Raw genomic sequence first — 24,959 nt, forward strand, 5'->3', positions numbered from 1 at the left:
CTCTTCACACTCGTTCCCGTCGGGAGACCCACCATGCCCCAGTACAACCCGCCGCTGCGCGACATGCAGTTCGTCCTGCACGAGCTGTTCAACGCCACCGAGACGCTGAAGGCCCTGCCGGCCCATGCGGACATCGACGCCGAGACCATCAACGCGGTGCTGGAGGAGGGCGGCAAGTTCGCCGCCGAGGTGCTGTTCCCGCTCAACCGGTCGGGCGACGAGGAGGGCTGCACGCTGGACGCGAAGACCCACGAGGTGACCGCGCCGAAGGGCTTCAAGGAAGCCTACGCGAAGTACGTCGAAGGCGGCTGGCCGGCGCTGGGCTGCGATCCGGCCTACGGCGGGCAGGGCCTGCCGCTGGTGGTGAACCAGTGCTTCTACGAGATGCTGAACTCGGCCAACCAGGCCTGGACCATGTACCCCGGCCTGTCGCACGGCGCCTACGAGGCGCTGCACGCCCACGGCACCGACGAGCAGAAGGCGACCTACCTGCCCAAGCTGACCAGCGGTGAATGGACCGGCACCATGTGCCTGACCGAGCCGCATTGCGGCACCGACCTCGGCCTGCTGCGCACCAAGGCCGAGCCGCAGCCGGACGGCACCTACCGCATCACCGGCAACAAGATCTTCATCTCCGCCGGCGAGCACGACCTGGCGGCGAACATCGTGCACCTGGTGCTGGCCCGCCTGCCCGACGCGCCGGCCGGCAGCAAGGGCATCTCGCTGTTCGTGGTGCCCAAGTTCAGCGTCAATGCCGACGGCAGCCTGGGCGCGCGCAACGGCATCTTCTGCACCGGCCTCGAGCACAAGATGGGCATCCACGGCAACGCCACCGCCCAGCTCACGCTGGAGAACGCGGTGGGCACGCTGGTCGGCCAGCCGCACAAGGGCCTGCAGGCCATGTTCGTGATGATGAACGCCGCCCGCCTGGGCGTGGGCATGCAGTCGCTCGGCCTGACCGAGGTGGCCTACCAGAACGCGGTGGCCTACGCCAAGGACCGGCTGCAGATGCGCGCGCTGTCCGGCCCGAAGGCGCCCGACAAGCCGGCCGATCCCATCATCGTGCACCCGGACGTGCGCCGCATGCTGCTCACCGCGCGGGCCTATGCCGAAGGCGCGCGGGCGCTGTGCATCCACACCGCGCTGCTGCTCGACCAGGAGGTGTCGTCGGCCGACGAACAGCGGCGCAAGGACGCCGCCGACGAGGTGGCCCTGCTCACCCCCATCGTCAAGGCCTTCATCACCGACAACGCCTGGATCGCGACCACGAACTGCCAGCAGGTGTTCGGCGGCCACGGCTACATCCGCGAGTGGGGGATGGAGCAGTACGTGCGCGACGCCCGGATCAACATGATCTACGAGGGCACCAACACCATCCAGTCGCTGGACCTGCTCGGCCGCAAGGTCCTGGCCGACAACGGCGCCAAGCTGAAGGCCTTCGGCAAGCAGATCGCCGCCTTCGTCGAGGAGGAGGGCGTCAACGAGGCGATGCAGGAGTTCATCAACCCGCTGGCCGACCTGGGCGACAAGGTCACCAAGCTGACCACCGAGGTGGGCATGAAGGCCTTCGGCAACGCCGACGAGGTGGGCGCCGCGGCGGTGGACTACCTGCGGGTGGTCGGCCACCTGGTGTTCGCCTACTTCTTCGCCCGCATGGCCAAGGTGGCGCTGGAGAAGGAAGGCAGCGGCGACCCGTTCTACACCGCCAAGCTGCACACCGCGCGCTTCTACTTCGCCAAGCTGCTGCCGGAGACGGCGTCGCTCATCCGCAGCTGCCGGGCCGGCCTGAAGCCGCTGATGGCGATGGACGAGGCGCTGTTCTGATGCGTGCCCTCAGCCTGCTGCTCGCCGCCGTGGCGTGGCTGGGTGCCGGCGCCGCCGCCGCCCAGACCACCCCGGTCGGCCTGTGGAAGACGATCGACGACGCCAGCGGCAAGGAAAAGGCGCTGGTGCGGGTGAGCGAGGCCGGCGGCGTGCTGTCGGCCCGCATCGAGCGGCTGTTCAACCCGTCCACGCCGAACCCGGTGTGCGGAAACTGCGCCGACGACCGCAAGGGCCAGCCGGTGACCGGCCTGCAGATCGTGCGCGGCGTCAGGCAGGACGCCGGTGACGCGATGGCCTGGTCCGGCGGCGAGATCCTGGACCCGGAGAACGGCAGGACCTATCGTGTGCGCCTGAAGCCCATCGACGGCGGCCAGCGGCTGGAGGTGCGCGGCTACATCGGCACCCCGATGCTCGGCCGCACCCAGACCTGGCAGCGCGTCGAGTGACGGCGCCACCCGACCCACGATCCACCGGAGAACCCATGTCCCGATTCGTCATCCGCAAGGTCGCCGTGCTCGGCGCCGGCGTCATGGGCGCGCAGATCGCCGCCCACCTCGTCAACGTCCGCGTGCCGGTGGTGCTGTTCGACCTGCCCGCCAAGGAAGGCCCCAAGAGCGCGATCGCCCTCAAGGCCATCGAGGGCCTGAAGAAGCTGAAGCCGGCGCCGCTGGGCCTGCCCGAGGACGCCGCGCTGATCCAGCCCGCCAACTACGAGGAGCACCTGTCGCTGCTCGGCCAGTGCGACCTGGTGATCGAGGCCATCGCCGAACGCATGGACTGGAAGCGCGACCTCTACGAGCGGATCGCCGCGCACGTCGCGCCGCACGCCATCCTGGCGTCCAACACCTCGGGCCTGTCGATCACCGCGCTGTCCAACGCGCTCCCCGAGGCGCTGCGCCCGCGCTTCTGCGGCGTGCACTTCTTCAACCCGCCGCGCTACATGTCGCTGGTGGAGCTGATCCCGACGCCCGACACGCAGCCGCAGATCCTCGACCAGCTGGAGACCTTCGTCACCACGGGCCTCGGCAAGAGCGTGCTGCGCGCCAAGGACACGCCCAACTTCATCGCCAACCGCATCGGCATCGCCGGCATGCTGGCGACGATGGTGGAGGCCGAGAAGTTCGGCCTGACCTACGACGTGGTCGACGACCTCACCGGCAAGAAGCTGGGCCGGGCCAGCTCGGGCACCTTCCGCACCGCGGACGTGGTCGGCCTGGACACCATGGCCCACGTCATCAGGACGCTGCAGGACAACCTGCAGGACGACCCGTTCTTCCCGATGTACGGCACGCCCAAGGTGCTGGCCGGGCTGATGGAGAAGGGCGCCCTCGGCCAGAAGACCGGCGCCGGCTTCTTCAAGAAGGTGGGCAAGGACATCCTGCGGCTCGACCCCGCCGCCAATGGAGGACAAGGCGACTACGTGCCGGCCGGCGGCAAGGCCGACGAGATCGTCGGCCGCATCCTGAAGAAGCCGGTGGCCGAGCGGCTGAAGCTGCTGCGCGAATCGGGCAACCCGCAGGCGCAGTTCCTGTGGGCCATCCTGCGCGACGGCTTCCACTACGCCGCGGTGCACCTGGAATCGATCGCCGACACCGCCCGCGACGTCGACTTCGCCATGCGCTGGGGCTTCGGCGCGGCGCAGGGCCCGTTCGAGATCTGGCAGCAGGCGGGCTGGACGCAGGTGGCGCAGTGGATCGCCGACGACATCGCCGCCGGCAAGGCGCTGTCCACCGCGCCGCTGCCGGCCTGGGTGACCAGCGGCCCGGTGGCCGAGGCGGGCGGCGTGCACACGAAGGACGGCTCCTGGTCGCCCGCGCGCCAGGCCTTCGTGCCGCAGAACGACCTGCCCGTCTACCGCCGCCAGCCCTTCCGCCAGGACGTCGCCGGCTCGGGGGCGGTCGATCCGGCCAAGGCCGGCACCACGGTCCACGAGGACGACTCGGTGCGGCTGTGGACGCTGGACCCGGCGGTGGTCATCGTGTCGATCAAGACCAAGATGCACGCCATCGGCCCGGGCGTCATCGAAGGGCTGACCAAGGCGGTGGCGCTGGCCGAGCGCGAGCACGACGGCGTGGTCATCTGGTCGGGCGACGAGCCGTTCTCGGCCGGTGCCGACCTGCAGGCCATGCTGCCGGCCTTCATGGCCGGCGGCGCCAAGGCCATCGCGCCGGAGGAGAAGAAGCTCCAGGACGCCATGCTGCGCCTCCGCTACGCCACCGTGCCGGTGGTGGCCGCCGTCCGCGGCATGGCGCTCGGCGGCGGCTGCGAGCTGGCGGTGCACGCCGCGCGGCGCGTGGCCGCGATGGAAAGCTACATGGGCCTGGTGGAGGTGGGCGTGGGCCTCATCCCCGGCGGCGGCGGCCTGGCCTACATCGCCCGCCGCGCGGCCGAGATGGCGAACGCCGGCAAGGCCGGCGCCGACCTGCTGCCCTTCCTGCGCGAGGGCTTCCAGAACGCGGCCATGGCCAAGGTCGGCACCAGCGCGCTGGAGAGCCAGGCGCTGGGCTACCTGGTCGAGGGCGACGTCATCGTGCCGCACAAGGACGAGCTGCTGTTCGTCGCCATCGAGCAGGCCAAGGCGATGGCCGCCTCCGGCTGGCGGCCGCCGCTGGCCAGGCCCTTCCCGGTGGCCGGCCGGTCGGCCATCGCCACCATCAAGGGCCAGCTGGTCAACCTGCGCGACGGCGGCTTCGTCAGCGCGCACGACTTCCACATCGCCAGCCTCATCGCCGAGGTGGTGTGCGGCGGCGACGTCGACGCCGGCTCGCTGGTCACCGAGGAGTACCTGATGGCGCTGGAGCGGCAGCGCTTCTGCGGCCTGCTGGAGCACCCGAAGACCCAGGAACGGATCATGGGCTTCCTGCAGACCGGCAAGCCCGTCAGGAACTGAGCGACGACAAGGACACCATCATGAGCAAGCAGATTCAAGAGGCCTACATCGTCGCCGCCACCCGCACGCCGATCGGCAAGTCGGGCCGTGGCTACTTCCGCAACACCCGGCCGGACGACCTGCTGGTCGCCGCCGTGCAGGGCGCGCTGAAGGCGGTGCCGGGGTTGGACCCGAAGGCCATCGAGGACGCGGTGGTCGGCTGCGCCATGCCCGAAGGCGAGCAGGGCCTGAACATCGCCCGCATCGGCATGCTGCTGGCCGGCCTGCCCAGCACCGTGGGCGGGGTGACGGTCAACCGCTTCTGCGCCTCGGGCCTGACCGCGGTGCAGATGGCGGCCGACCGCATCCGCGTCGGCGAGGCCGACGTGATGATCGCCGCCGGCGTCGAGAGCATGAGCATGGTGCCGATGAGCGGCAACAAGCCCTCCTTCAACCCGCGCATCTTCGAGCGCGACGAGAACATCGGCATCGCCTACGGCATGGGCCTGACCGCCGAGAAGGTGGCGCAGCAGTGGAAGGTCAGCCGCGAGGCGCAGGACGAGTTCGCACTGGCCTCGCACCAGAAGGCGCTGAAGGCCATCGACAGCGGCGAGTACAACGACGAGATCACGCCGGTGGAGGTGGTCGACCGCTCGCCCAACCTGGCCGACGGCACGGTGACCGAGACCCGCCGCACCGTCAGCGTCGACGAGGGCCCGCGCCGCGACACCTCGCTCGAGGGCCTGGCCAAGCTGAAGCCGGTGTTCGCCGCCAAGGGCTCGGTGACGGCGGGCAACAGCTCGCAGACCTCCGACGGCGCCGGCTGCCTCATCCTGGTCAGCGAGAAGGCGCTCAAGACCTTCGGCCTGACGCCGCTGGCGCGTTTCGTCAGCTACGCCAACAAGGGCGTGCCGCCGGAGATCATGGGCATCGGCCCGATCGAAGCCATCCCCGCGGCGCTGAAGGCGGCCGGCCTGTCGAAGGACGACCTCGGCTGGATCGAGCTGAACGAGGCCTTCGCCGCGCAGGCGCTGGCGGTGATCAACACCGTGGGGCTGGACACCAGCAAGCTCAACCCGCTGGGCGGCGCCATCGCCCGCGGCCACCCGCTGGGCGCCACCGGCGCGGTGCGCTCGGCCACCGTCATCCACGGCCTGCGCCGCCACAAGCAGCGCTACGGCATGCTGACGATGTGCGTGGGCACCGGCCAGGGCGCGGCCGGCATCTTCGAGGCGCTGTAGCCGCCACCCGCCATGGGCAAGGGCCGGGCGATGACGGGACAGGCGCTGGCGCTGACCGCGGCCGACGGCTTCGTGCTGCAGGGCCGGCTCCACGGCGACCCGGCCGGCGCCCGCGCCGGCGTGCTGCTGGCGCCGGCGATGGGCGTGCCGCAGCGTTTCTACGCCGACTTCGCCGCCTGGCTGGCGGCGCAGGGTTTCGCGGTGCTGACCTTCGACTACCGCGGCATCGGCGCCTCGCGGCCCGAGGCCTTCCGCCATTCGCTGCGCGGCCTGCGGGCCGACGTGGACACCTGGGCCGAGCAGGACGCCGCCGCCGCGCTGGACGCGCTGGCCGCCCGGCTGCCCGCCGGCCGGCCGCTGCACTGGATCGGCCACAGCCTGGGCGGCCAGATCGTCGGCCTGGTGCCCCGGCACGAGCGGGTGGACCGCATCGTCACCATCGCGGTGGGCACCGGCTACTGGCGGCTCAACGCGGCGCGGGTGCGCTGGCTGGTCGGCTGGATGTGGTTCGTCGTGGTGCCGCTGGCGCTGCGCTGCTGTGGCTACTTTCCCGGCCGGCGGCTGCGCAAGATCGGCGACCTGCCGGCCGGCGTGATGGCGCAGTGGCGCCGCTGGTGCCTGCAGCCCGACTACCTGATGAGCGAGGACACCGCGCACCGCAGCGCGCGCTACGCCCGCATCGCCCGGCCGCTGCTGTCCCTGAGCTTCACCGACGACGAGTACATGTCCGCCCGCGGCACGGAGCGGCTGCACGCCATCTACGCCGGCGCGGCGCGGGAGATGCGGCGCATCGCGCCGGCCGACATCGGCGAACGCCGCATCGGCCACTTCGGCTTCTTCCGGCCGCGCTTCGCCGCCACGCTGTGGCCGCAGGTGGCCGGCTGGCTGGCCGCCGGCGCTTCCGATCACCCCCAGGAGACCCTGTCATGACCATCCGCACCGGCACCGTCGACGGCGTCGCCACGCTCGAGATCGCCCGTCCCGAGAAGAAGAACGCGCTCACCGACGCCATGTACGCCGGTCTGGCCGACGGCCTGGAAGCGGCCGCCGCCGATGGCGCGGTGCGCGCGGTGCTGATCGGCGGCCAGCCCGGCGTCTTCACCGCCGGCAACGACCTGGAGGACTTCATGCAGCGGCCGCCGCAGGGCGGCGAGCGCTCGGTCTTCCGCTTCATGCGCACGCTGGCGCACTTCGACAAGCCGGTGGTGGCCGCCGTCACCGGCACGGCCATCGGCATCGGCACCACGATGCTGCTGCACTGCGACTTCGTCTACGTCTCCGACGAGGCGCGGCTGCAGATGCCCTTCGTCAGCCTGGGCCTGGTGCCGGAGTTCGGCGCCAGCCTGCTGGTGCCGCGGCTGATGGGCGGCGCCAAGGCGGCGGAGAAGCTGCTGCTGGGCGAGCCGATGTCGGCGCAGGAGGCGGTGGACCTGGGCCTGGCCAACGCGGTGCTGCCGCCCGGCGAGGTGCTGGCCCACGCGCGCCGCATCGCCGAGCGCTTCAACCAGCTGCCGCCCGGCGCGGTGCGCGCCACCAAGCGGCTGATGCGTGCCGCGCTCACCGAGCGGCTGCCCGCCGTCATCGAGGCCGAGGCCCAGGTCTTCGGCGAGCGGCTGACCTCGCCCGAGGCGCGGGAGGCCTTCACCGCCTTCTTCCAGAAGCGGCGGCCGGACTTCAGCCGGTTCTGAAGGCCGCCGGTTCAGGCGCCCGACGGCGGCGCCGGCAGCGGCCGCGGCTGTCCGTGGTCGTCGATGGCGACGTAGGTGAGGTTGGCCTCGGTCACCTTCACCACCTGCAGGTCGGCCGGGTTGCGCTCGGCCCAGACCTCCACCCGCACGGTGACCGAGGTGCGGCCGACGCGCACCACCTCGGCGTAGAAGCTCAGCAGGTCGCCCACCGACACCGGCTGCTTGAAGACGAACTGGTTGACGGCGACGGTGGCGATGCGGCCCTTGGCGATGCGGGCCGGCAGCACCGAGCCGGCGAGGTCCACCTGCGCCATGATCCAGCCGCCGAAGATGTCGCCGTTGACGTTGGCGTCGGCCGGCATGGGCATCACCCGCAGCACGAGCTCGCTGCTGTCCGGCAGGGTGTGCGGCGAGAGCACGGCGGTGGGCCGCGGCGGCGCTGGCGATGGCATGGTGCTCCTGGTGGGCGGCGCGGCGACAATGCCGCATGCCCCTGTTTGCCACTGTATCGCCGGCCGAGGCCGACCGCGCCGCCCTGCGGCGACAGCTGCGCAAGCTGCAGCGCGTGTTCCCCGTCGACGCGCTGGCCGCCGAGCGCACCAGCACGCAGCAGGTGGTCGAGTACTACGACGCCTGCCAGGACGCGTACCGCAAGTACCACTCGGCCGACGGCGCGGTGCACATGGCGCTGAACGACGGCGACCGCTTCGACCCCGACGGCTTCTACGGCCAGCTGCGCCGCATCGAGGCCGACTGGGCGACCGCGCCGACACCGGTGCGCGACGTGCTGGAGCTGGCCTTCGGCCAGGGCTTCAACCTCGCCTGGCTGGCGCCCCGCCATCCGCAGGTGCGCTTCCACGGCGTGGACCTCACGCCGGCCCATGTGCGCCTGGCCGGCGACCGCCTGCAGGCGCAGGGCCTGGCCAACGTGCAGCTCCAGCTGGGCGACTACCAGGCGCTGCCGTTCGACGACGGCCGCTTCGACCAGCTGTTCTGCATCGAGGCGATGTGCCATGCCAGCGACCTGCCGGGCGCGCTGGCCGAGGCGGCGCGGGTGCTGCGCCCGGGCGGCGCGCTGACCCTCTTCGACGGCTACCTGCCGCGGCCGGTGCAGCAGCTCACCTCCGAGGAGGCGCTGGCGGTGGTGCTGGTGGCCAAGGGCATGGCGGTCGAGCGCCTGCAGTGGCTGGACGACGTGCTGGCGCAGGCGCGCGCCGCGGGGTTCGAGCCGCGCCGCGTCGACGCGCTGGACGCGCAGGTGATGCCCAGCCTGCGGCGCCTGGAGCGCCTCACCAGCGCGGTGATCCGCTGGCCCTGGCTGGGCCGCCGCGCCCTGGCCCGCCGGCCCGAGATGCGCGGCCGCAACGTGCTGGCCGGCTGCCTGATGCGCAGCACGGTGGCGCTGGGGCTGATCGGCTACCGGCACCTGGTGCTGCAGAAGCGGGGTTGAACACACGATGAGATCGATGGCCGCGGCGCAGGCCGAGCCGGCGCCCAGCGGCGGCACCGGGTCGGCGCCGCCCCGCTCCGACATCCGCACCCTGTCCCGGCTGCTGCCCTACCTGTGGCAGTACCGCTGGCGGGTGGTGCTGGCGCTGGCCTTCCTGGTCGGCGCCAAGGTGGCCAACGTCGGCGTGCCGCTGCTGCTGAAGTCGCTGGTCGACGCGCTGGACGTGAAGGCCGGTGACCCGCGGGCGCTGCTGGTGGTGCCGGTGGGGCTGCTGGTCGCCTACGGCCTGCTGCGGCTGTCCACGTCGCTGTTCACCGAGCTGCGCGAGCTGGTCTTCGCCAAGGCCACCGAGGGCGCGGCGCGCAGCATCTCGCTGCAGGCCTTCCGCCACTTGCATGCGCTCAGCCTGCGTTTCCACCTCGAGCGCCAGACCGGCGGCATGACACGCGACATCGAGCGCGGCACGCGCGCGGTGCACTCGCTGGTGTCGTACTCGCTCTACAGCATCCTGCCCACCTTCATCGAGGTCGGCCTGGTGCTGGCGCTGCTGGGCACCCGGTTCGATGCCGGCTACGCGCTCATCGTGCTGGCGGCGCTGGTGGTCTACATCGCCTTCACCGTCGGCATCACCGAATGGCGCACCAAGTTCCGCCGGCAGATGAACGAGCTGGACTCGAAGGCGCACACCCGCGCCATCGACTCGCTGCTGAACTACGAGACGGTCAAGTACTTCAACAACGAGGCGTTCGAGGCCGGCCGCTACGACGAGAGCCTGGAGCGTCTGCGCCGCGCGGCGCTGCAGTCGCAGCGCACCCTGTCGCTGCTGAACACCGGCCAGCAGCTGCTCATCGCGCTGGCGCTGGTGGCCATGCTGTGGCGCGCCACCACCGGCGTGGTGGAGGGGCGCATGAGCCTGGGCGACCTGGTGATGATCAACGCCTTCATGATCCAGCTGTACATCCCGCTGAACTTCCTCGGCGTGATCTACCGCGAGATCAAGCAGTCGCTGACCGACCTGGACAAGATGTTCGGCCTGCTCGAGCGCGAGCGCGAGGTGGCCGACGCGCCCGACGCTGTGGCGCTGCGGGTGACGGGCGGCGCGGTGCGCTTCCGCCATGTGAGCTTCGGCTACGAGCCGTCGCGGCCCATCCTGCACGACCTGGACTTCGAAATCCCCGCCGGCCGGACGGTGGCGGTGGTGGGGCCGTCCGGCGCCGGCAAGTCGACGCTGGCGCGGCTGCTGTTCCGCTTCTACGACGTGAGCGGCGGCGCCGTCGAGATCGACGGGCAGGACATCCGCCGCGTCACCCAGGACAGCCTGCGCCGGGCCATCGGCATCGTGCCGCAGGACACGGTGCTGTTCAACGACACGGTGGCCTACAACATCGCCTACGGACGGCCGGGGGCGGGCCCTGCCGAGGTGGAGGCGGCGGCCCGCGCGGCGCGCATCCACGACTTCATCGCCTCGACGCCCGCCGGCTACGCGACGATGGTCGGTGAACGGGGCCTGAAGCTGTCCGGCGGCGAGAAGCAGCGGGTGGCCATCGCGCGCACGCTGCTGAAGAACCCGCCGGTGCTGGTCTTCGACGAGGCCACCTCGGCGCTGGATTCGGCCAACGAGCGCGCCATCCAGGCCGAGCTGCGGTCCGCTGCCGAGGGCAAGACGGCGCTGGTCATCGCCCACCGGCTGAGCACGGTGGTCGATGCGCACGAGATCCTGGTCATGGACGGCGGGCGCATCGTCGAGCGCGGTCGCCATGCCGACCTGCTGGCCGCCGGCGGCCGCTACGCCGAGATGTGGCGCCTGCAGGCCAGCGCCGAGCAGGAGGCGGCGCCGGCCTGACCGGCGTCGGCCGCTGCCGGTCAGGCGTTGCGACGGCGGCGGGCGGCGCCGGCCAAGCCGGCCAGGCCCGCGGCCATCAGCGCCCAGGTGCCGGGCTCGGGGATCGGTGCCGTCGGCACGTAGGGCGTGTAGGTGATGTCGTCGTACAGCGACTCCAGCTCGATGCCGGAGAACACCACCGAGTAGCCGACCTGGCCGGCCAGCGAGATCGAGAACGGCTTCCAGCAGCGGTAGGGCTGCGTGCCGGCGGGGCAGTCCCCGCCGTTGGTGCTGGCGACCTGCCAGGTGCCCAGCGCCGGCGTGTTCGGCCCGCCGGCGCCGAAGACCGAGATCTGGCCGGCGGAGGTGGCGGAGTAGAAGCCGCTGAACTCGCCGACGAAGCCGCCGTCGATCGACAGCGTGGCCAGCACGAGGCTGTCCTCCAGGTCCTGGAACAGCGTCAGCACGCCGTTGGGCGAGGGCGCGTTCTCGTAGGCGCCGCGCGTCAGCACCAGCGCCTCGTTGTCGAAGACGGCGCCGTGGTCCGGCCCGATGGAGCCGTTGGACGCAGCGCCCGCGTCGTAGAAGCCCAGCGGCCGCACCTGGTGTCCGATGCCTTCGAAATTCAGCGTGATCGACAGCGCCGGCGCGGACAGCGCGAGGGCCGCCGCGGCGGCCAGCAGACGGTTGAGAGTCGGCATGGTGCCCATCCCTGTTCGTGGTTGGCCTGGACTGTAGGGCGGCACGCGGCGCCGGGCCGCCTGTCCATCCCCTCCGTGTCGGGGACATCCCCCTCCACCCGCGGGGGAGGGGGCGCGCCCGGCCGGCGCCGGCAGGCGCGTGGCTACACTGCCCGCCGTGGAAACCAAGTGGCTGGAAGACTTCGTCAGCCTGGCCGAGACCCGCAGCTTCTCGCGTTCGGCGCAGCTGCGCCATGTCACCCAGCCGGCGTTCTCCCGCCGCATCCAGGCGCTGGAGGCCTGGGCCGGCGTCGACCTGGTGGACCGGTCGGTCTACCCGACCCGCCTGACCGCCGCGGGCGAGATGCTGCACGCGCAGGCGGTCGAAATCCTCGGTCTGGTGCAGGGTGCGCGCCAACAGGCCCGCGCCCACCAACCCGGTGCGCAGGACATGGTGCACATCGCGGTGCCGCACACCCTGGCCTTCACCTTCTTCCCGCATTGGGTGATGGAGCTGCGCCAGCGGCTGGCCACGCTGAAGACGCGGCTGATCGCGCTCAACGTGCACGACGCGGTGCTGCGGCTCACCGAGGGCGGCTGCGACCTGCTGATCGCCTACCACCACCCCCTGGCAGCCGCTGCAGCTGCCGCCCGAGCGCTACGAGATGCTGAGCCTGGGCCATGAGTCGCTGGCGCCGTACTCCGGTGCCGGCGAGGACGGGCAGCCGCTGTACCGGCTGCCGTCGCCGGCCGGGCGGCGCATCCCCTTCCTGGCCTACGCCGAGGGCGCCTACCTCGGCGGCCTGGTGGCTCAGCTGCTGCGCCAGTCCACCGAGGCGCCGCCGCTGGAGGCCATCTACGAAACCGACATGGCCGAGGGCCTGAAGGCCATGGCCCTGGAGGGGCTGGGCCTGGCCTTCCTGCCCGCGAGCTCGGTGCGCAAGGAGCGCCGCGCCGGCCGGCTGCTGCCGGCGACCGAGGACGAGGACTGGCGGCTGGCGATGGAGATCCGGCTGTACCGTGAACGGCCCCAGGGCAGCCGCCACGCCAAGCCGGCGGCGCAGGCGCTGTGGGACCTGCTGGCCTCCGGCTGAGGGGCGCGGCGCGGGCCGCATGCTGGCCTGCGGTTTGCACGAAGGCCGTGGTTCAGTCCGCTGCCTAGAATGCTTTTTCCCTCTGAAGGAGTGCCTTCTCCATGAAGCTCAAGTCCGCTTTTGTCCTGCTGGCCGCCACGGCCGCGGCCGCCACCGTCCATGCCCAGGCCAACGACACGCTGGCCAAGGTGCGCGGCGCCGGCAAGATCGTCATCGGCACCCGTGATTCGTCGGCGCCGCTGGCCTACACGCTGGGCGAGGGCCGCTACACCGGTTACCACGTCGAGGTCTGCAACCGCATCGCCGACGCGGTGAAGGCCAACCTCAAGCTGCCCAACCTGGCCACCGAGTACACGCTCGTGACCTCGCAGAACCGCATCCCGCTGTTGACCAACGGCACCATCGACCTGGAGTGCGGCTCCACCACCAACAACGCCACCCGCCAGCAGCAGGTGGCGTTCGCGCCGACCACCTACGTGACCAACGTGCGCATCGCCGTGAAGGTCAATTCCGGCATCACCTCGATCTCGCAGCTCAACGGCAAGAAGGTGGCCACCACCACCGGCACCACCTCCGTCCAGGTGCTGCGCAAGCACGAGCGCGCCAACGGCGTGAACTTCGACGAGGTGTTCGGCAAGGACCACGCGGACAGCTTCCTGCTGCTGGAGTCCGGCCGCGCCGACGCCTTCGTGATGGACGACAACATCCTGGCCGGCAACATCGTCAACGCGAAGACGCCGGCCGACTTCCGCATCGTCGGCGAGACGCTGTCGGAGGAGCCGATCGCCATCATGTACCGCAAGGACGACCCCGCCTTCAAGAAGGTGGTCGACGACGCGGTGATCGGCATGATGAAGAGCGGCGAGATCGAGCGGCTCTACAACAAGTGGTTCACCCAGCCCATCCCGCCGCGCAACGTGGCGGTGAACATGGCGATGACGGCGTCGCTGAAGAACGCCATCGCCAACCCCAACGACAAGCCGGCCGAGGACTACCGCAAGTAGGCCCCCGGCGCCGGCCGGCCCCCGACCCACCCCGCCGGGGTGGGTTTTCTTTGCCCGGCCAGCCGGGCCATCCCGGTTGACACGGCGGCCCCCGACGCGGTCGACTGCGGCACGGTTCTGGCTTTCGCCGGCCCCGGTCAACCCGCCGTTCCCGATGGACCACGACACCGCACGCACACGATGAGCTACCAATGGAACTGGCAGGTCTTCCTGCAGGACACGGGGGCCGACCAGACCTACCTGGACTGGATGCTCTCGGCCTGGGGCTGGACCCTCACCGTGGCGGTGTTCGCCTGGATCGTCGCCTTCTTCGCCGGCGCGCTGGTCGGCACGCTGCGCACCGTGCCACGGCCGGTCGTCCGCGGCCTGGCCACGGCCTGGGTGGAGCTGTTCCGCAACATCCCGCTGCTGGTCCAGATCTTCCTCTGGTACCACGTCATCCCGGCGCTGGTGCCGGCGATGAAGCAGCTGCCCAGCGTGGTGCTGGTCATCTTCGCGCTCGGCTTCTTCACCTCGGCACGGGTGGCCGAGCAGGTGAGGGCGGGCATCCAGAGCCTGCCGCGCGGGCAGATGATGGCGGCCCAGGCCATGGGCCTGACGCTGCCGCAGAGCTACCGCTTCGTCGTGCTGCCGATGGCCTTCCGGCTGGTGCTGCCGCCGCTGACCAGCGAGGCGATGAACATCATCAAGAACTCCTCGGTGGCCTTCGCGGTGTCGGTGTCCGAGCTGACGCTCTTCGCCCTGCAGGCGCAGGAGGAGACGTCGCGCGGCATCGAGGTCTACCTGGCGGTGACCACGCTCTACATGGTCAGCGCCTTCGTGGTCAACCGCATCATGGGGTTCATCGAAAGCCGGGTGCGGGTGCCGGGGTACGTCGGAGGCGGCAAGTGATGAACCTCGACTTCGGCTTCTACACCTGGGACCTGATCGCCAGCTACGTGCTCAAGGGTCTGGCCTTCAGCGTGCAGCTGACGCTGACGGCCATGATCGGCGGCATCCTGCTCGGCACGGTGCTGGCGCTGATGCGGCTGTCCGGCTCGCCGGTCCTCGCCATCCCGGCGACGGTCTACGTCAACGGCATGCGCTCCATCCCGCTGGTGATGGTGATCCTCTGGTTCTACCTGCTGGTGCCGCTGCTCATCGGCCGGCCGATCGGTGCCGAGCTGTCGGCCCTGATCACCTTCACTCTGTTCGAGGCGGCCTACTACTCGGAGATCATGCGCGCGGGCATCCAGTCCATCCCGCGCGGCCAGGTCTTCGCCGGCCAGGCGGTGGGGCTGACCTACGGCCAGAACATGCGCTACGTCATCCTGCCGCAGGCCTTCCGCAACATGCTGCCGGTGCTGCTGACGCAGACCATCATCCTGTTCCAGGACACCTCGCTGGTCTACGCCATCGGTGCCTACGACATGCTCAAGGGGTTCGAGATCGCCGGCAAGAACAACGGCCGGCCGATCGAGGCCTACCTGCTCGCCGCCGTCGTCTATTTCGTCATCTGCTTCGCGCTGTCCAGCGTCGTCAAGCAGCTGCAGAAGAAGATCGCCATCGTCCGCTGAAGCATCACGCCATGATCGACATCAAGAACGTCTCCAAGTGGTACGGCAGCTTCCAGGTGCTGACCGACTGCAGCACCAGCATCCGCAAGGGCGAGGTGGTGGTCGTCTGCGGCCCGTCGGGCTCCGGCAAGTCGACGCTGATCAAGACCGTCAACGCGCTGGAGCCCTTCCAGAAGGGCGACATCGTGGTCGACGGCATCAGCATCGCCGACCCGAAGACCGACCTGCCCAAGCTGCGCTCGCGGGTGGGCATGGTGTTCCAGCACTTCGAGCTCTTCCCCCACCTCACGGTGACCGAGAACCTGACGCTGGCGCAGGTGAAGGTGCTCAACCGCAGCAAGGACGACGCGGTGCGGCGCGGCCTGAAGATGCTCGACCGGGTGGGGCTGATGGCGCACAAGGACAAGTTCCCCGGACAGCTGTCCGGCGGCCAGCAGCAGCGGGTGGCCATCGCCCGCGCGCTGAGCATGGACCCCGTGGTCATGCTGTTCGACGAGCCGACGTCGGCGCTCGACCCGGAGATGGTGGGCGAGGTGCTCGACGTGATGGTGCTGCTCGCCAAGGAGGGCATGACGATGATGGTCGTCACCCACGAGATGGGCTTCGCCCGCAAGGTGAGCCACCGCGTCATCTTCATGGACGCCGGCAAGGTCGTCGAGGACTGCACCCGCGACGAGTTCTTCGGCAACGCCGACGCCCGCTCGCCGCGTGCCAAGGACTTCCTCTCCAAGATCCTGCAGCACTGAGCGGAACGTCGCGGCGGCCGGCCCAGGCCCCCGTCGCCCGCGAAGGCCCGACCCCTCCGCCCGGTTCCGCCATCTGGAGGAGAGGACCCCCGCGGCGCCGATCCGATACTCGGCGCCTCATGGCGAGGGGGACGGGATGCAGCATCGGGACCATCGGCACGTGACGGCAGCGCTGACCGTCGCCTTGTCGGCGCTGGCGGGTTGCGGGGGCGGTGGCGATGGCGGTACCGCGGCGCCCGCGTCGTCGACCCCGGCGGTGCCCGCCGGCGCCATCACCATCACGTCCGGCAACGCCGGCGGCCTGACCGCCGAGGCGGTCGACGCCGGAACGGCCGGCGCGGCGGGCGGCAGTGCCACGCTGCTCACCGGCGTGGAGGTGCAGGCCACGACCTCAGCGCAGCCCAGTGCCTGGCGCCGCCTGCCCGCGTTGTTGCGGCTTGCGGCGGCGCAAGGCGGCGCGTCCGTCGTGGTCGGCGTCACGGTCGACCGCCTCGTCGAGTGCACAGTCGGCAGCATCTCGGTGACCGGCAACCAGGCATTGGTCAACAGCGCCAGCCCCGGCGACACCCTGAACATCACCTTCAACGACTGCTTCGAGTTCGACATCGGCCAGGTCAGCGGCAGCATGGCGCTGACCATCGTCCAGGCCAATGCCAACCCGACATTGTTCGTCGCCGACGGCACGCTGACCAACCTGACGTTGTCCCGCGGCACCCGGGTCGATCGCCTCAGCGGGCCGCTGCGGCTGAGCTTCGACGACCGGGCCGGCAGCCAGACGGTCATCGATGCCACGAGCTCCGGCCTGACCTACACCCGCCTGGTCAACGACAACCTGCGGTCGCAACGCACGCTCACCGACTACACCTACCGTGCGGTGATCACGGCGTCCAACGGCCAGACCGCGGAGACCTTCTCCTATGCCGCAACCGGCAACTTCGAGCGCCTGGGCCAAGGGGTCGCCTGGTCGGCGTCCACCACGCAGCCGCTGGTCACGCCGGCCGGTGCTGCCCGGCCCGCCTCGGGCGCTGGCCGCATCCTCGGCGCCGCCGGCAGGAGCGTTGCGGTCACCGTCACGCCCACCGGCCTGCGCCTGGACATCGACCACAGCGGCGACAGCGGCACCGACACCACCTCGGACCTGACCTGGGCGCAGTTCGACGCGCTGCTTTGATCCGGCGACTCTGTGCCGCCGGCCTGCTCGCCTGCGCGGCGTGCTCGGGCACCGCCGCCGACTGGCGGCTGGAGGCCGGGCTGCAGGCCCACACGCTGGAAGAGACGTCGCCCAGCGGCGCCCGCCTGGTGCGCGAATCCGGCGTCGCGCCGGTGCTGGGCGTGGCCTTGCACCACCGGCTGGCCGAGCACTGGGCGCTCGCGGGACGCCTGTCGGGCTGGCACAGCCGAGCCGACTACGACGGCCGCACCCAGGCCGGCCAGCCCGTCGCCAGCCGCACCGCCACCGGTGCCCTGGGGCTGGAAAGCCGGCTGGTCTGGCAGCCCGCCGCCTGGCGTGCCGAGGCCGGCGTGCAATGGGAGGTCTTCGACCGCCGCATCCAGGGCACCGCCGGCGCGCTGGGCCTGGACGAGCGGCTGCAGCAAGGCCGGCTGGACCTTGGCGCCGGCTGGCAGCGCGGGCCGTGGGACGGCGTGCTGCGGCTGACCTGGGGCGACCGCGGGCGCCTGCGCGTCCGGTTCGACGGCGCCGCCTTCGACGACGCCCACCTGCGCAGCGGCACGGCGCGCGGCGTCGGCCTGGAACTGAGCCGCCGCCTGGCGCCCGGCTGGCGTGCCCGGCTGTCGCTCGAGCGCCTGGACGTCGGCGCCAGCCAGGCCGCGGCCCTGGCCCGCGCCGGGCTGCCGTTCGGCAGCGTGGCGCAGCCCACCTGGCGCCGCGAGCGTGCCGTGTTGACGCTGGAACGTCGGTTCGACTGACGCCGGCGCCGCTCCCGGCGCCCGGGCCGCATGCCAGGTCCGTTCACCGTGACCGAATCACCCCCGGCGGCGAGCCGCCCGGCTATAACCGCGTGCTGCGCTGCCGCGTGAAGGGGCGCCAGGGAGCACCGCCATGCCGGACCGCTACGAGAAGACCGCCGAAGGCCGGGCCGAGATCGGCGCGCGCGGCGCCGAGCTGTCGCGCACCACCCGCAACCTGCTGCTGGTGATCGACGGCTCCAAGCCGGCCACCGACTGGCTGGCGATGATCGCCGGGGCGGGGCCGGCCGACCTCGACGCGCTGATCCAGCGCGGGCTGATCGCGCCGGCGGCCCGACCGGCGGGCGCCGCGCACACGCCGGCGTCGGCCGCCGTCGACGTCGAGGCGCGTCTGCAGGCGCTCGGCCGCGACGGGCTCTATGCACTCGTGACCCGTGAGGCGCGCCGGCGCCTGGGCCTGGTCAACGGCCTGCGGCTGGTGCTCGACCTGGAAAAGTGCGGCACCGAGGCCGAGATCCGCGCCCTGGCCCTGCGCTTCGTCACCCAGGTGCGCCAGACCCAGGGCGAGGCGGCGGTGCGCGAGGTGCTCGGCGTCGGCCGCTGAACCGGCGACGGTGCCGAAGCGGGGGCGGTCCGGGGCGGGCTGCACAATCGCCGCGATGACCGATGCCCTGACGCTGACCCGCCCCGACGACTGGCACCTGCACCTGCGCGACGGCGAGGCCCTCGCGGCGGTGCTGCCGCACAGCGCAGCGCAGTTCGCAAGGGCCATCGTGATGCCGAACCTGCGGCCGCCGATCACCACCGCCGCCCAGGCGCAGGCCTACCGCGACCGCATCCTGGCCGCACGGCCGGCGGGCAGCGACTTCCAGCCGCTGATGACGCTGTACCTCACCGATCGCACGCCGCCCGACGAGATCAAGCGCGCCAGGGCGGCCGGCGTGGTGGCGCTGAAGCTGTACCCGGCCGGCGCCACCACCAACAGCGACGACGGCGTCACCGACCTGAAGCACTGCCGCGCGACGCTGGACGCCATGCAGCGCGAGGGCCTGCTGCTGCTGGTGCACGGCGAGGTCACCGACCCGGCGGTCGATGTCTTCGACCGCGAGGCGGTGTTCATCGACCGCGTGCTCATCCCGCTGCGGCGCGACTTTCCCGAACTGAAGGTGGTCTTCGAGCACGTGACGACGCGCGAGGGCGCGCAGTACGTGACGCAGGCGGGCGACGCGATGACCGGCGCCACCCTCACGCCGCAGCACCTGCTCTACAACCGCAACGCGCTCTTCACCGGCGGGCTGCAGCCGCACTGGTACTGCCTGCCGGTGCTGAAGGGCGAGGAGCACCGGCAGGCGCTGGTGCAGGCCGCGACCTCGGGCCATCCCCGCGTCTTCCTCGGCACCGACAGCGCACCGCATGCCGCGCACCTGAAGGAGCACGCCGGAGGCCACGCCGGCTGCTACACCGCGCTGACCGCGCTGGAGCTGTACGCCGAGGCCTTCGAGGCGGCCGGCGCGATGGACCGGCTGGAGGGCTTCGCCAGCCACCACGGCGCCGACTTCTACGGCCTGCCGCGCAACACCGGCACGGTCACGCTCCGGCGGGAGGGATGGACCGTGCCGGCGGCGGTGCCCTTCGGCCAGGCCGAACTTAAACCCCTGCGCGCCGGCGAGCGCCTGGCCTGGAAGCTGTCATGAACCTTCCCCGCGACGACCGCCTGCACGCCACCCGCATCGCGCTGCTCATCGACGCCGACAACTCGCCGGCCGCCAAGATCGACGTCATCCTGGCCGAGCTGGCCAAGTACGGCGTGGCCAACATCCGCCGGGCCTACGGCAACTGGAAGAAGAACGAGCTGAAGGGCTGGGAGGCGGTGCTGCACGAGCACGCCATCCGACCGGTGCAGCAGTTCGACCACAGCAAGGGCAAGAACGCCACCGACATGGTGATGGCCATCGAGGCGCTGGACCTGCTCTACACCGACCGGCCGGAGTGCTTCGGCCTGGTCTCCAGCGACGCGGACTTCACGCCGTTGGTGATGCACCTGCGCGCCAAGGGCGCCACCGTGCTCGGTTTCGGCGCCAAGAAGACGCCGGCCCCTTTCGTCAACGCCTGCTCCAGCTTCCTCTACCTGGAGAACCTGGGCGAGGCGCCGGCGCCGGACCCGGCCCAGCCCGCGGCCGAGCCGGCCGAGGACGCCACCGCCATCGGCAAGCGGCTGCGCGGCGACGCCAAGCTGGTCAGCCTGCTGCGCAACGCGGTGGACAGCGCCGCCGGCGAGGATGGCTGGTCGTCCCTGAGCGCGGTGCGCAACCACATCGCCAACCAGGCCTCCTTCGACCCGCGCAACCACGGCTTCCGCAAGTTCAGCGACCTGGTCGAGGCCAGCGGCCTGTTCGATCTGGAGCGCCGGGAGAAGTCGGTCTTCGTGCGCGACCGCCGGGGCGAAGGGGCCGCGGACGCGCGCCCCCCGACCCCGCGTCGGCGGGCGCCGCGGCGTCAGGCCGAGTCGGCGGGCAGGAAGCCCTCGATCGACAGGTAGCGCTCGCCGGTGTCGTAGTTGAAGCCGAGCACCCGGGCGCCGGCCTTCAGCTCCGGCAGCTTCTGGGCGATGGCCGCCAGCGTGGCGCCGCTGGAGATGCCCACCAGCAGGCCTTCCTCGCGCGCCGAGCGGCGCGCCATCTCGCGGGCGGCCTCGGCCTCGACCTGGATGACGCCGTCGAGCAGGTCGGTGTGCAGGTTGGCCGGGATGAAGCCGGCGCCGATGCCCTGGATGGGGTGCGGCGACGGCTTGCCGCCGGAGATCACCGGCGAGGCGGCCGGCTCCACCGCGAACACCTTCAGCTGCGGCCAGGCCTTCTTCAGCACCTGCGCGCAGCCGGTGATGTGGCCGCCGGTGCCGACGCCGGTGATCAGCGCATCCAGCCCGTCGGGAAAGTCGGCCAGGATCTCGGCGGCGGTGGTGCGCACGTGCACCTCGATGTTGGCCGGGTTGTCGAACTGCTGCGGCATCCAGGCGCCGGGCGTGGCGGCCACCAGTTCCTTGGCGCGCTCGATCGCGCCCTTCATGCCCTTCTCGCGCGGCGTGAGCTCGAAGCGCGCCCCGTAGGCCAGCATCAGCCGCCGGCGCTCGACCGACATGCTGTCCGGCATCACCAGCACCAGCGCGTAGCCCTTGACCGCGGCCACCATGGCCAGACCGATGCCGGTGTTGCCCGAGGTCGGCTCGACGATGGTGCCGCCGGGCTTGAGCAGGCCGTCGCGCTCGGCGGCCTCGACCATCGACAGCGCGATGCGGTCCTTGATCGAGCCGCCCGGGTTGCTGCGCTCGGACTTGATCCACACCTCGGCGCTGCCGAACAGCCGGCGGACCCGGATGTGCGGCGTGCCGCCGATGGTGGCGAGGATGGAATCGGCTTTCATGCAGGTCTCCGGAGGGGTCTGGTGCGCCACAGGATAATGCCGTGGTGGAGCGGGCCAGACCGCCGCCTGTGCAAGCGTCGAAAGACGGCATGGGAGGAAGGTCCGGACTGCACAGGGCAGCGTAGCAGGCAACACCTGTCCGCCGTGAGGCGAGGATCAGAGCAACAGAGACGAGTCGGCAGTCCGGGCCGGCGAGACGGCGACAGCCGTCTCGTCAAGGTTCCCCTCAAGAAGGGCAGCGGTTCGGTCCACCGCATCGCATCGCGATGCGGCGGCCACCGGAACGAAGCGGGACGGGACGCTCGCGCAAGTGAGCGTCGGGACCGCGAGCGCAGCTCGCGGAGCCGGGTGAAACGGGCAATCTCTACGCGCAGCAACACCGAATAGGCCGGCGTTTGAATGTGGCCCGCATGAGCCGGCGGGTGGGTGGCATCGAGCCGTCGGAGCGATCCACGGCCCAGAGGAATGGCGGTCACGGTGCGGGGCGACCCGCGCCGCACAGAATCCGGCCTACCGGCCCGCTCCACACTTTTTCCCGGCGCATGCCGATTGCCGCGGGGGCCGTTTCGACCCGCGCCCGGTGGCCGACATGCCCGCTTCGCCCTCCCTGCCCGCACCGCCATCCCGGCCGGGGCATCATCGGCCCATGCCACCGACCGCTGAGACCGGCGAGACGACCGCCCCGGCGGACCCACGGGACAGCCCCGACGCCAACCGGCGCACCCGCCGGTTGCTGCTGCTGGGCTGCCTGGGCCTGCTGGCCGCCACCGGGCTGGCGCTGATCGCCTTCGCCATGGCCACCGACGCGTCGGCGGGCCAGTTGTTCGGCGCCACCCTGCTGCTGCTGCTGCTGCAGTTCGGGGTGGTGGTCGTGGCCTGGCCGGCGCTGCACCGGACCTGGCAGCGGCTGCTGACGCTGGACCTGCTGCTGTCGGCGGCGGCGCCGATGGCCGGCGGTCGCTGGCCCGAACGCTGGCTGCAGGCCGCGCAGACACTGAGCCGGCCGCCCCCGCCGCCCGCCGCGCCGGCCGGCGTGCTTGAACAGGCACTGGACCATGCCGAGCAGGCCAGCCGCTCCAAGTCGCAGTTCCTGACCACGCTGAGCCACGAGATCCGCACCCCGATGAACGGCGTCATCGGCCTGCTGCAGCTGCTGGCCGGCACGCCGCTGGACAGCCAGCAGCGCAACTACCTGTCGCTGATGCAGCGTTCGGCCGGCGGGCTGATGGGCCTGCTCGACGAGTTGATGGACTTCTCGCGCATCGAGGCCGGCGAGCTGCAGCTGCAGCCGCGGGCGGTGCCGCTGCGCCTGCTGCTCGACGAGGCGGCGGCCGAGGTGCAACCGCTGGCGCTCGACCGCGGGCTGCTGCTCGAAGTGCTGCTCTCGCCCGAACTGCCGCCGCAGGTGCAGGCCGATCCGGCGCGGCTGCGCCAGCTGGTGCTGCACCTGCTGCGCAACGCCATCAAGTTCACCGAGGTGGGCCAGGTGCTGCTCGCGGCCCGACCGGTGGCCGACGGGCTGGAGATCTCGGTCAGCGACACCGGGCCCGGCATCGCGCCGGAGCTGCAGCCGCTGGTCTTCACGCCCTTCGTGCAGGGCGACGACAGCGTGGCGCGGCGCCAGGGCGGCATCGGGCTCGGCCTGGCGGTGGTGCACCACCTGGTGCAGGCCATGGGAGGCCGGGTCGAGCTGGACAGCCAGCCCGGCCGCGGCGCCTGCTTCACCGCCACGCTGCGCCTGCCGGTGCTGGCCCAGCCGGCGCCGGTCCCGGCCGCCGAGCCGCGGCTCGGCGTGGCCATCGTCAGCGACGCCGCGGCCACCCGGCAGGCGCTGCACGACCGGCTGCGCCACCTCGGCCACGACGAGGTCGGCGCCTTCAGCTGGCGCGAGCTGGCGGCCCAGCCCGAGGCGCTGGCGCTCGGCGCGCCGCGGGCGGTGGTCTTCGACGAGCCGACGGGCGGCTGGACCCCGCAGCTGCACGGGCTGCTGAGCCCGCCGGCGGCCGCCGACGGCCGCCCGGCGTGGCGCCCGGTGCTGCTGCTGCGCCGGGCGGGCAGCAAGCTGCCGCCGGTGGCCAACCCGCTGGTGCTGGCCCGGCCACTCGCCGACGCCGACCTGGCCCGCACGCTGGAGGCGGTGGCCCGCGACGCGGTCGAGCCCAACGCCCCGGCGACCGCGACCGCGCCGACGGCGGTCGGCGCCCGGGTGCTGCTGGTCGAGGACGACGAGGTGAGCCAGCTCGTCGCCCACCGGCTGCTGGAGCAGATGGGTTGCCGGGTGGAGGTGGCGGCCGATGCCGAGGCGGCGCTGCGCCACCTGAGCGAGGCCGACTTCGCCGCCGTGCTGATGGACTGCCAGCTGCCCGGTCTGGACGGCTACGAGGCCACCCGGCGCATCCGGCAGGGCGACGCCGGCCTGCGCGCGCAGCGCACGCCCATCATCGCCCTGACCGCCCACGCCAGCACCGCCGACCGCGACCAGTGCCTGGCCGCCGGCATGAACGACTACCTGTCCAAGCCGGTGGACGCCCAGCAGTTGCGCACCACCGTCGAGCGCTGGCTGCCGCAGCCGCGGCGCGAGCCCTGAGGCGGGTGGCGGGCGGCCGTGCCCCGCCATGAAAAAAGGCCCGCCGAGGCGGGCCTGCGTGGACCGGGGGCTCGTCAGGCGGCGGCCGTGGCCAGCGCCTTGCGCATCTTCTTCATCGCCGCCGACTCGATCTGGCGGATGCGCTCGGCGCTGACGCCGTACTCGGCGGCCAGCTCGTGCAGCGTCTTGCCGCCGGAGCCGTCGTCGTTGACCTCCAGCCAGCGCGCCTCGACGATGCGCCGGCTGCGCTCGTCCAGCACCTCCAGCGCCTGCTGCACGCCGTCGCCGGCCAGCGCGTCGCGGCGCCGGCCCTCGATCACCCGGGTCGGCTCGGCGGCATCGTCGGCCAGGTAGCTGATCGGCGCGTAGGCCTGCTCGTCGCCGTCGTCGCCCTGCGGTTCGAGGGCGACGTCGGCGCCGGCCATGCGCGTCTCCATCTCCAGCACCTCTTCCGGCTTGACGTTCAGCTCGGCGGCCACCTGGGCGATCTCGCTGGCGCTCAGCGCGTTGCGGTGGGTGCCGCTGGTGGCCTCGCCCTTGAGCTGCTGCTTCAGCGAGCGCAGGTTGAAGAACAGCTTGCGCTGGGCCTTGGTGGTCGCCACCTTCACCATGCGCCAGTTCTTCAGGATGTACTCGTGGATCTCGGCGCGGATCCAGTGCAGCGCATAGCTCACCAGCCGCACGCCCTGTTCCGGGTCGAAGCGCTTGACGGCCTTCATCAGGCCGACGTTGCCTTCCTGGATCAGGTCGCCCTGCGGCAGCCCGTAGCCCAGGTACTGGCGCGAGATGGAGACCACCAGCCGAAGGTGCGACAGCACCAGGCGGCCGGCGGCCTCGATGTCGCCGTTCTGGCGCAGGCGGCGGGCCAGGTCGCCTTCCTCGTCGGCGGTGAGCAGCGGGATGCGGTTGACGGCCGTGATGTACGCGTCCAGGTTGCCCAGCGAGGGCACCACGGACCACGGATCACGGAGTACGACGGCAGAGGCGGGGGACATCGCGTTCATGCGGATCTGACCTCCTCTCGGTGTCACGGTTCCGCAAATGTTAGC

22 protein-coding genes, 1 other RNA gene and 1 pseudogene are annotated in these 24,959 nt (G+C 71.7%); 20 read left to right on the forward strand and 4 right to left on the reverse strand.

Annotated features, from left to right (window positions below):
- Window positions 1–33: 33 nt before the first annotated feature.
- Genes LRS07_RS05465 through LRS07_RS05490 form a run of 6 tightly spaced genes read left to right on the forward strand, consistent with a single transcriptional unit; the run spans window position 34 to window position 7,622 of the window.
- On the forward strand, window positions 34–1,824 hold the full coding sequence (locus tag LRS07_RS05465; protein ID WP_260500967.1) for an acyl-CoA dehydrogenase C-terminal domain-containing protein: 1,791 nt from the start codon (window positions 34–36) through the stop codon (window positions 1,822–1,824).
- Entirely contained in the window at window positions 1,824–2,270 is a 447-nt protein-coding gene (locus LRS07_RS05470) for a DUF2147 domain-containing protein (RefSeq protein ID WP_260500968.1), read from the forward strand. The genes LRS07_RS05465 and LRS07_RS05470 overlap by 1 nt, the downstream gene beginning before the upstream one ends.
- A gap of 35 nt (window positions 2,271–2,305) precedes the next feature.
- On the forward strand, window positions 2,306–4,714 hold the full coding sequence (locus LRS07_RS05475; protein WP_260500969.1) for a 3-hydroxyacyl-CoA dehydrogenase NAD-binding domain-containing protein: 2,409 nt from the start codon (window positions 2,306–2,308) through the stop codon (window positions 4,712–4,714).
- A 20-nt stretch (window positions 4,715–4,734) separates the two neighbouring features.
- Window positions 4,735–5,934, forward strand: coding sequence for an acetyl-CoA C-acyltransferase (locus LRS07_RS05480; protein WP_260500970.1), 1,200 nt, complete (start codon window positions 4,735–4,737; stop codon window positions 5,932–5,934).
- Window positions 5,935–5,946: 12 nt separating this feature from the next.
- Complete coding sequence (locus LRS07_RS05485) at window positions 5,947–6,864, forward strand: alpha/beta hydrolase family protein (RefSeq protein WP_260500971.1); 918 nt, start codon at window positions 5,947–5,949, stop codon at window positions 6,862–6,864.
- On the forward strand, window positions 6,861–7,622 hold the full coding sequence (locus LRS07_RS05490; RefSeq protein WP_260500972.1) for an enoyl-CoA hydratase: 762 nt from the start codon (window positions 6,861–6,863) through the stop codon (window positions 7,620–7,622). Before LRS07_RS05485 ends, LRS07_RS05490 begins: the two co-directional genes overlap by 4 nt.
- Before the next feature lie 11 nt (window positions 7,623–7,633).
- Here the strand turns inward: LRS07_RS05490 and LRS07_RS05495 are convergent, their stop codons facing one another.
- On the reverse strand, window positions 7,634–8,074 hold the full coding sequence (locus LRS07_RS05495) for an acyl-CoA thioesterase (RefSeq protein WP_409450603.1): 441 nt from the start codon (window positions 8,072–8,074) through the stop codon (window positions 7,634–7,636).
- A 35-nt stretch (window positions 8,075–8,109) separates the two neighbouring features.
- On the opposite strand from LRS07_RS05495, the gene LRS07_RS05500 reads away from it, so the two are divergent.
- Together LRS07_RS05500 and LRS07_RS05505 are read left to right on the forward strand one after the other, a co-directional pair.
- Window positions 8,110–9,072, forward strand: coding sequence for a class I SAM-dependent methyltransferase (locus LRS07_RS05500; RefSeq protein ID WP_260500973.1), 963 nt, complete (start codon window positions 8,110–8,112; stop codon window positions 9,070–9,072).
- 7 nt (window positions 9,073–9,079) lie between these two features.
- The gene (locus LRS07_RS05505; protein WP_260500974.1) at window positions 9,080–10,915 is read left to right on the forward strand and encodes an ABCB family ABC transporter ATP-binding protein/permease; all 1,836 of its coding nucleotides are present in this window, start codon (window positions 9,080–9,082) and stop codon (window positions 10,913–10,915) included.
- Between the two features lie 20 nt (window positions 10,916–10,935).
- Here the strand turns inward: LRS07_RS05505 and LRS07_RS05510 are convergent, their stop codons facing one another.
- Entirely contained in the window at window positions 10,936–11,595 is a 660-nt protein-coding gene (locus tag LRS07_RS05510; protein ID WP_260500975.1) for a PEP-CTERM sorting domain-containing protein, read from the reverse strand.
- 157 nt (window positions 11,596–11,752) lie between these two features.
- Between LRS07_RS05510 and LRS07_RS05515 the strand changes: the two are divergent.
- The 10 genes and pseudogenes from LRS07_RS05515 to LRS07_RS05560 all read left to right on the forward strand — a co-directional run bounded on the left by LRS07_RS05515 (window position 11,753) and on the right by LRS07_RS05560 (window position 20,442).
- Window positions 11,753–12,668 (forward strand): annotated as a pseudogene (locus LRS07_RS05515) (LysR substrate-binding domain-containing protein).
- A 101-nt stretch (window positions 12,669–12,769) separates the two neighbouring features.
- The gene (locus tag LRS07_RS05520) at window positions 12,770–13,672 is read left to right on the forward strand and encodes an amino acid ABC transporter substrate-binding protein (RefSeq protein WP_260500976.1); all 903 of its coding nucleotides are present in this window, start codon (window positions 12,770–12,772) and stop codon (window positions 13,670–13,672) included.
- A gap of 180 nt (window positions 13,673–13,852) precedes the next feature.
- Window positions 13,853–14,563, forward strand: a complete 711-nt coding sequence (locus LRS07_RS05525; protein WP_260500977.1) for an amino acid ABC transporter permease — start codon at window positions 13,853–13,855, stop codon at window positions 14,561–14,563.
- Complete coding sequence (locus LRS07_RS05530) at window positions 14,563–15,228, forward strand: amino acid ABC transporter permease (protein WP_260500978.1); 666 nt, start codon at window positions 14,563–14,565, stop codon at window positions 15,226–15,228. The genes LRS07_RS05525 and LRS07_RS05530 overlap by 1 nt, the downstream gene beginning before the upstream one ends.
- Window positions 15,229–15,239: 11 nt before the next feature.
- Window positions 15,240–15,974: an amino acid ABC transporter ATP-binding protein gene (locus LRS07_RS05535; protein WP_260500979.1), complete on the forward strand. Its 735-nt coding sequence runs from the start codon at window positions 15,240–15,242 to the stop codon at window positions 15,972–15,974.
- A gap of 160 nt (window positions 15,975–16,134) precedes the next feature.
- Window positions 16,135–17,145, forward strand: a complete 1,011-nt coding sequence (locus LRS07_RS05540; protein WP_260500980.1) for a hypothetical protein — start codon at window positions 16,135–16,137, stop codon at window positions 17,143–17,145.
- Window positions 17,142–17,903 carry a hypothetical protein gene (locus LRS07_RS05545; protein WP_260500981.1) on the forward strand — a complete coding sequence of 254 codons (762 nt, stop codon included), beginning with the start codon at window positions 17,142–17,144 and terminating at the stop codon, window positions 17,901–17,903. Before LRS07_RS05540 ends, LRS07_RS05545 begins: the two co-directional genes overlap by 4 nt.
- A 133-nt stretch (window positions 17,904–18,036) precedes the next feature.
- Window positions 18,037–18,507 carry a hypothetical protein gene (locus LRS07_RS05550; protein ID WP_260500982.1) on the forward strand — a complete coding sequence of 157 codons (471 nt, stop codon included), beginning with the start codon at window positions 18,037–18,039 and terminating at the stop codon, window positions 18,505–18,507.
- 55 nt (window positions 18,508–18,562) lie between these two features.
- Entirely contained in the window at window positions 18,563–19,597 is a 1,035-nt protein-coding gene (gene pyrC / locus LRS07_RS05555; RefSeq protein ID WP_260500983.1) for a dihydroorotase, read from the forward strand.
- Window positions 19,594–20,442, forward strand: a complete 849-nt coding sequence (locus LRS07_RS05560) for an NYN domain-containing protein (RefSeq protein ID WP_260500984.1) — start codon at window positions 19,594–19,596, stop codon at window positions 20,440–20,442. The genes pyrC and LRS07_RS05560 overlap by 4 nt, the downstream gene beginning before the upstream one ends.
- Here the strand turns inward: LRS07_RS05560 and cysK are convergent.
- A complete protein-coding gene (gene cysK, locus LRS07_RS05565; RefSeq protein WP_260500985.1) occupies window positions 20,400–21,323 on the reverse strand; it encodes a cysteine synthase A in 924 nt (307 codons plus the stop codon). The genes LRS07_RS05560 and cysK overlap by 43 nt on opposite strands.
- Before the next feature lie 46 nt (window positions 21,324–21,369).
- On the opposite strand from cysK, the gene rnpB reads away from it, so the two are divergent.
- Both rnpB and LRS07_RS05575 read left to right on the forward strand, forming a co-directional pair.
- Window positions 21,370–21,852: RNase P RNA component class A (gene rnpB / locus LRS07_RS05570), an RNA gene on the forward strand.
- 117 nt (window positions 21,853–21,969) lie between these two features.
- Window positions 21,970–23,910 carry a response regulator gene (locus LRS07_RS05575; RefSeq protein WP_260500986.1) on the forward strand — a complete coding sequence of 647 codons (1,941 nt, stop codon included), beginning with the start codon at window positions 21,970–21,972 and terminating at the stop codon, window positions 23,908–23,910.
- A 74-nt stretch (window positions 23,911–23,984) separates the two neighbouring features.
- Here the strand turns inward: LRS07_RS05575 and rpoH are convergent, their stop codons facing one another.
- A complete protein-coding gene (gene rpoH, locus LRS07_RS05580; RefSeq protein WP_260500987.1) occupies window positions 23,985–24,914 on the reverse strand; it encodes an RNA polymerase sigma factor RpoH in 930 nt (309 codons plus the stop codon).
- Window positions 24,915–24,959 lie beyond the last annotated feature (45 nt).

The organism is Aquabacterium sp. J223 (assembly GCF_024666615.1).
GTDB lineage: Bacteria > Pseudomonadota > Gammaproteobacteria > Burkholderiales > Burkholderiaceae_C > J223.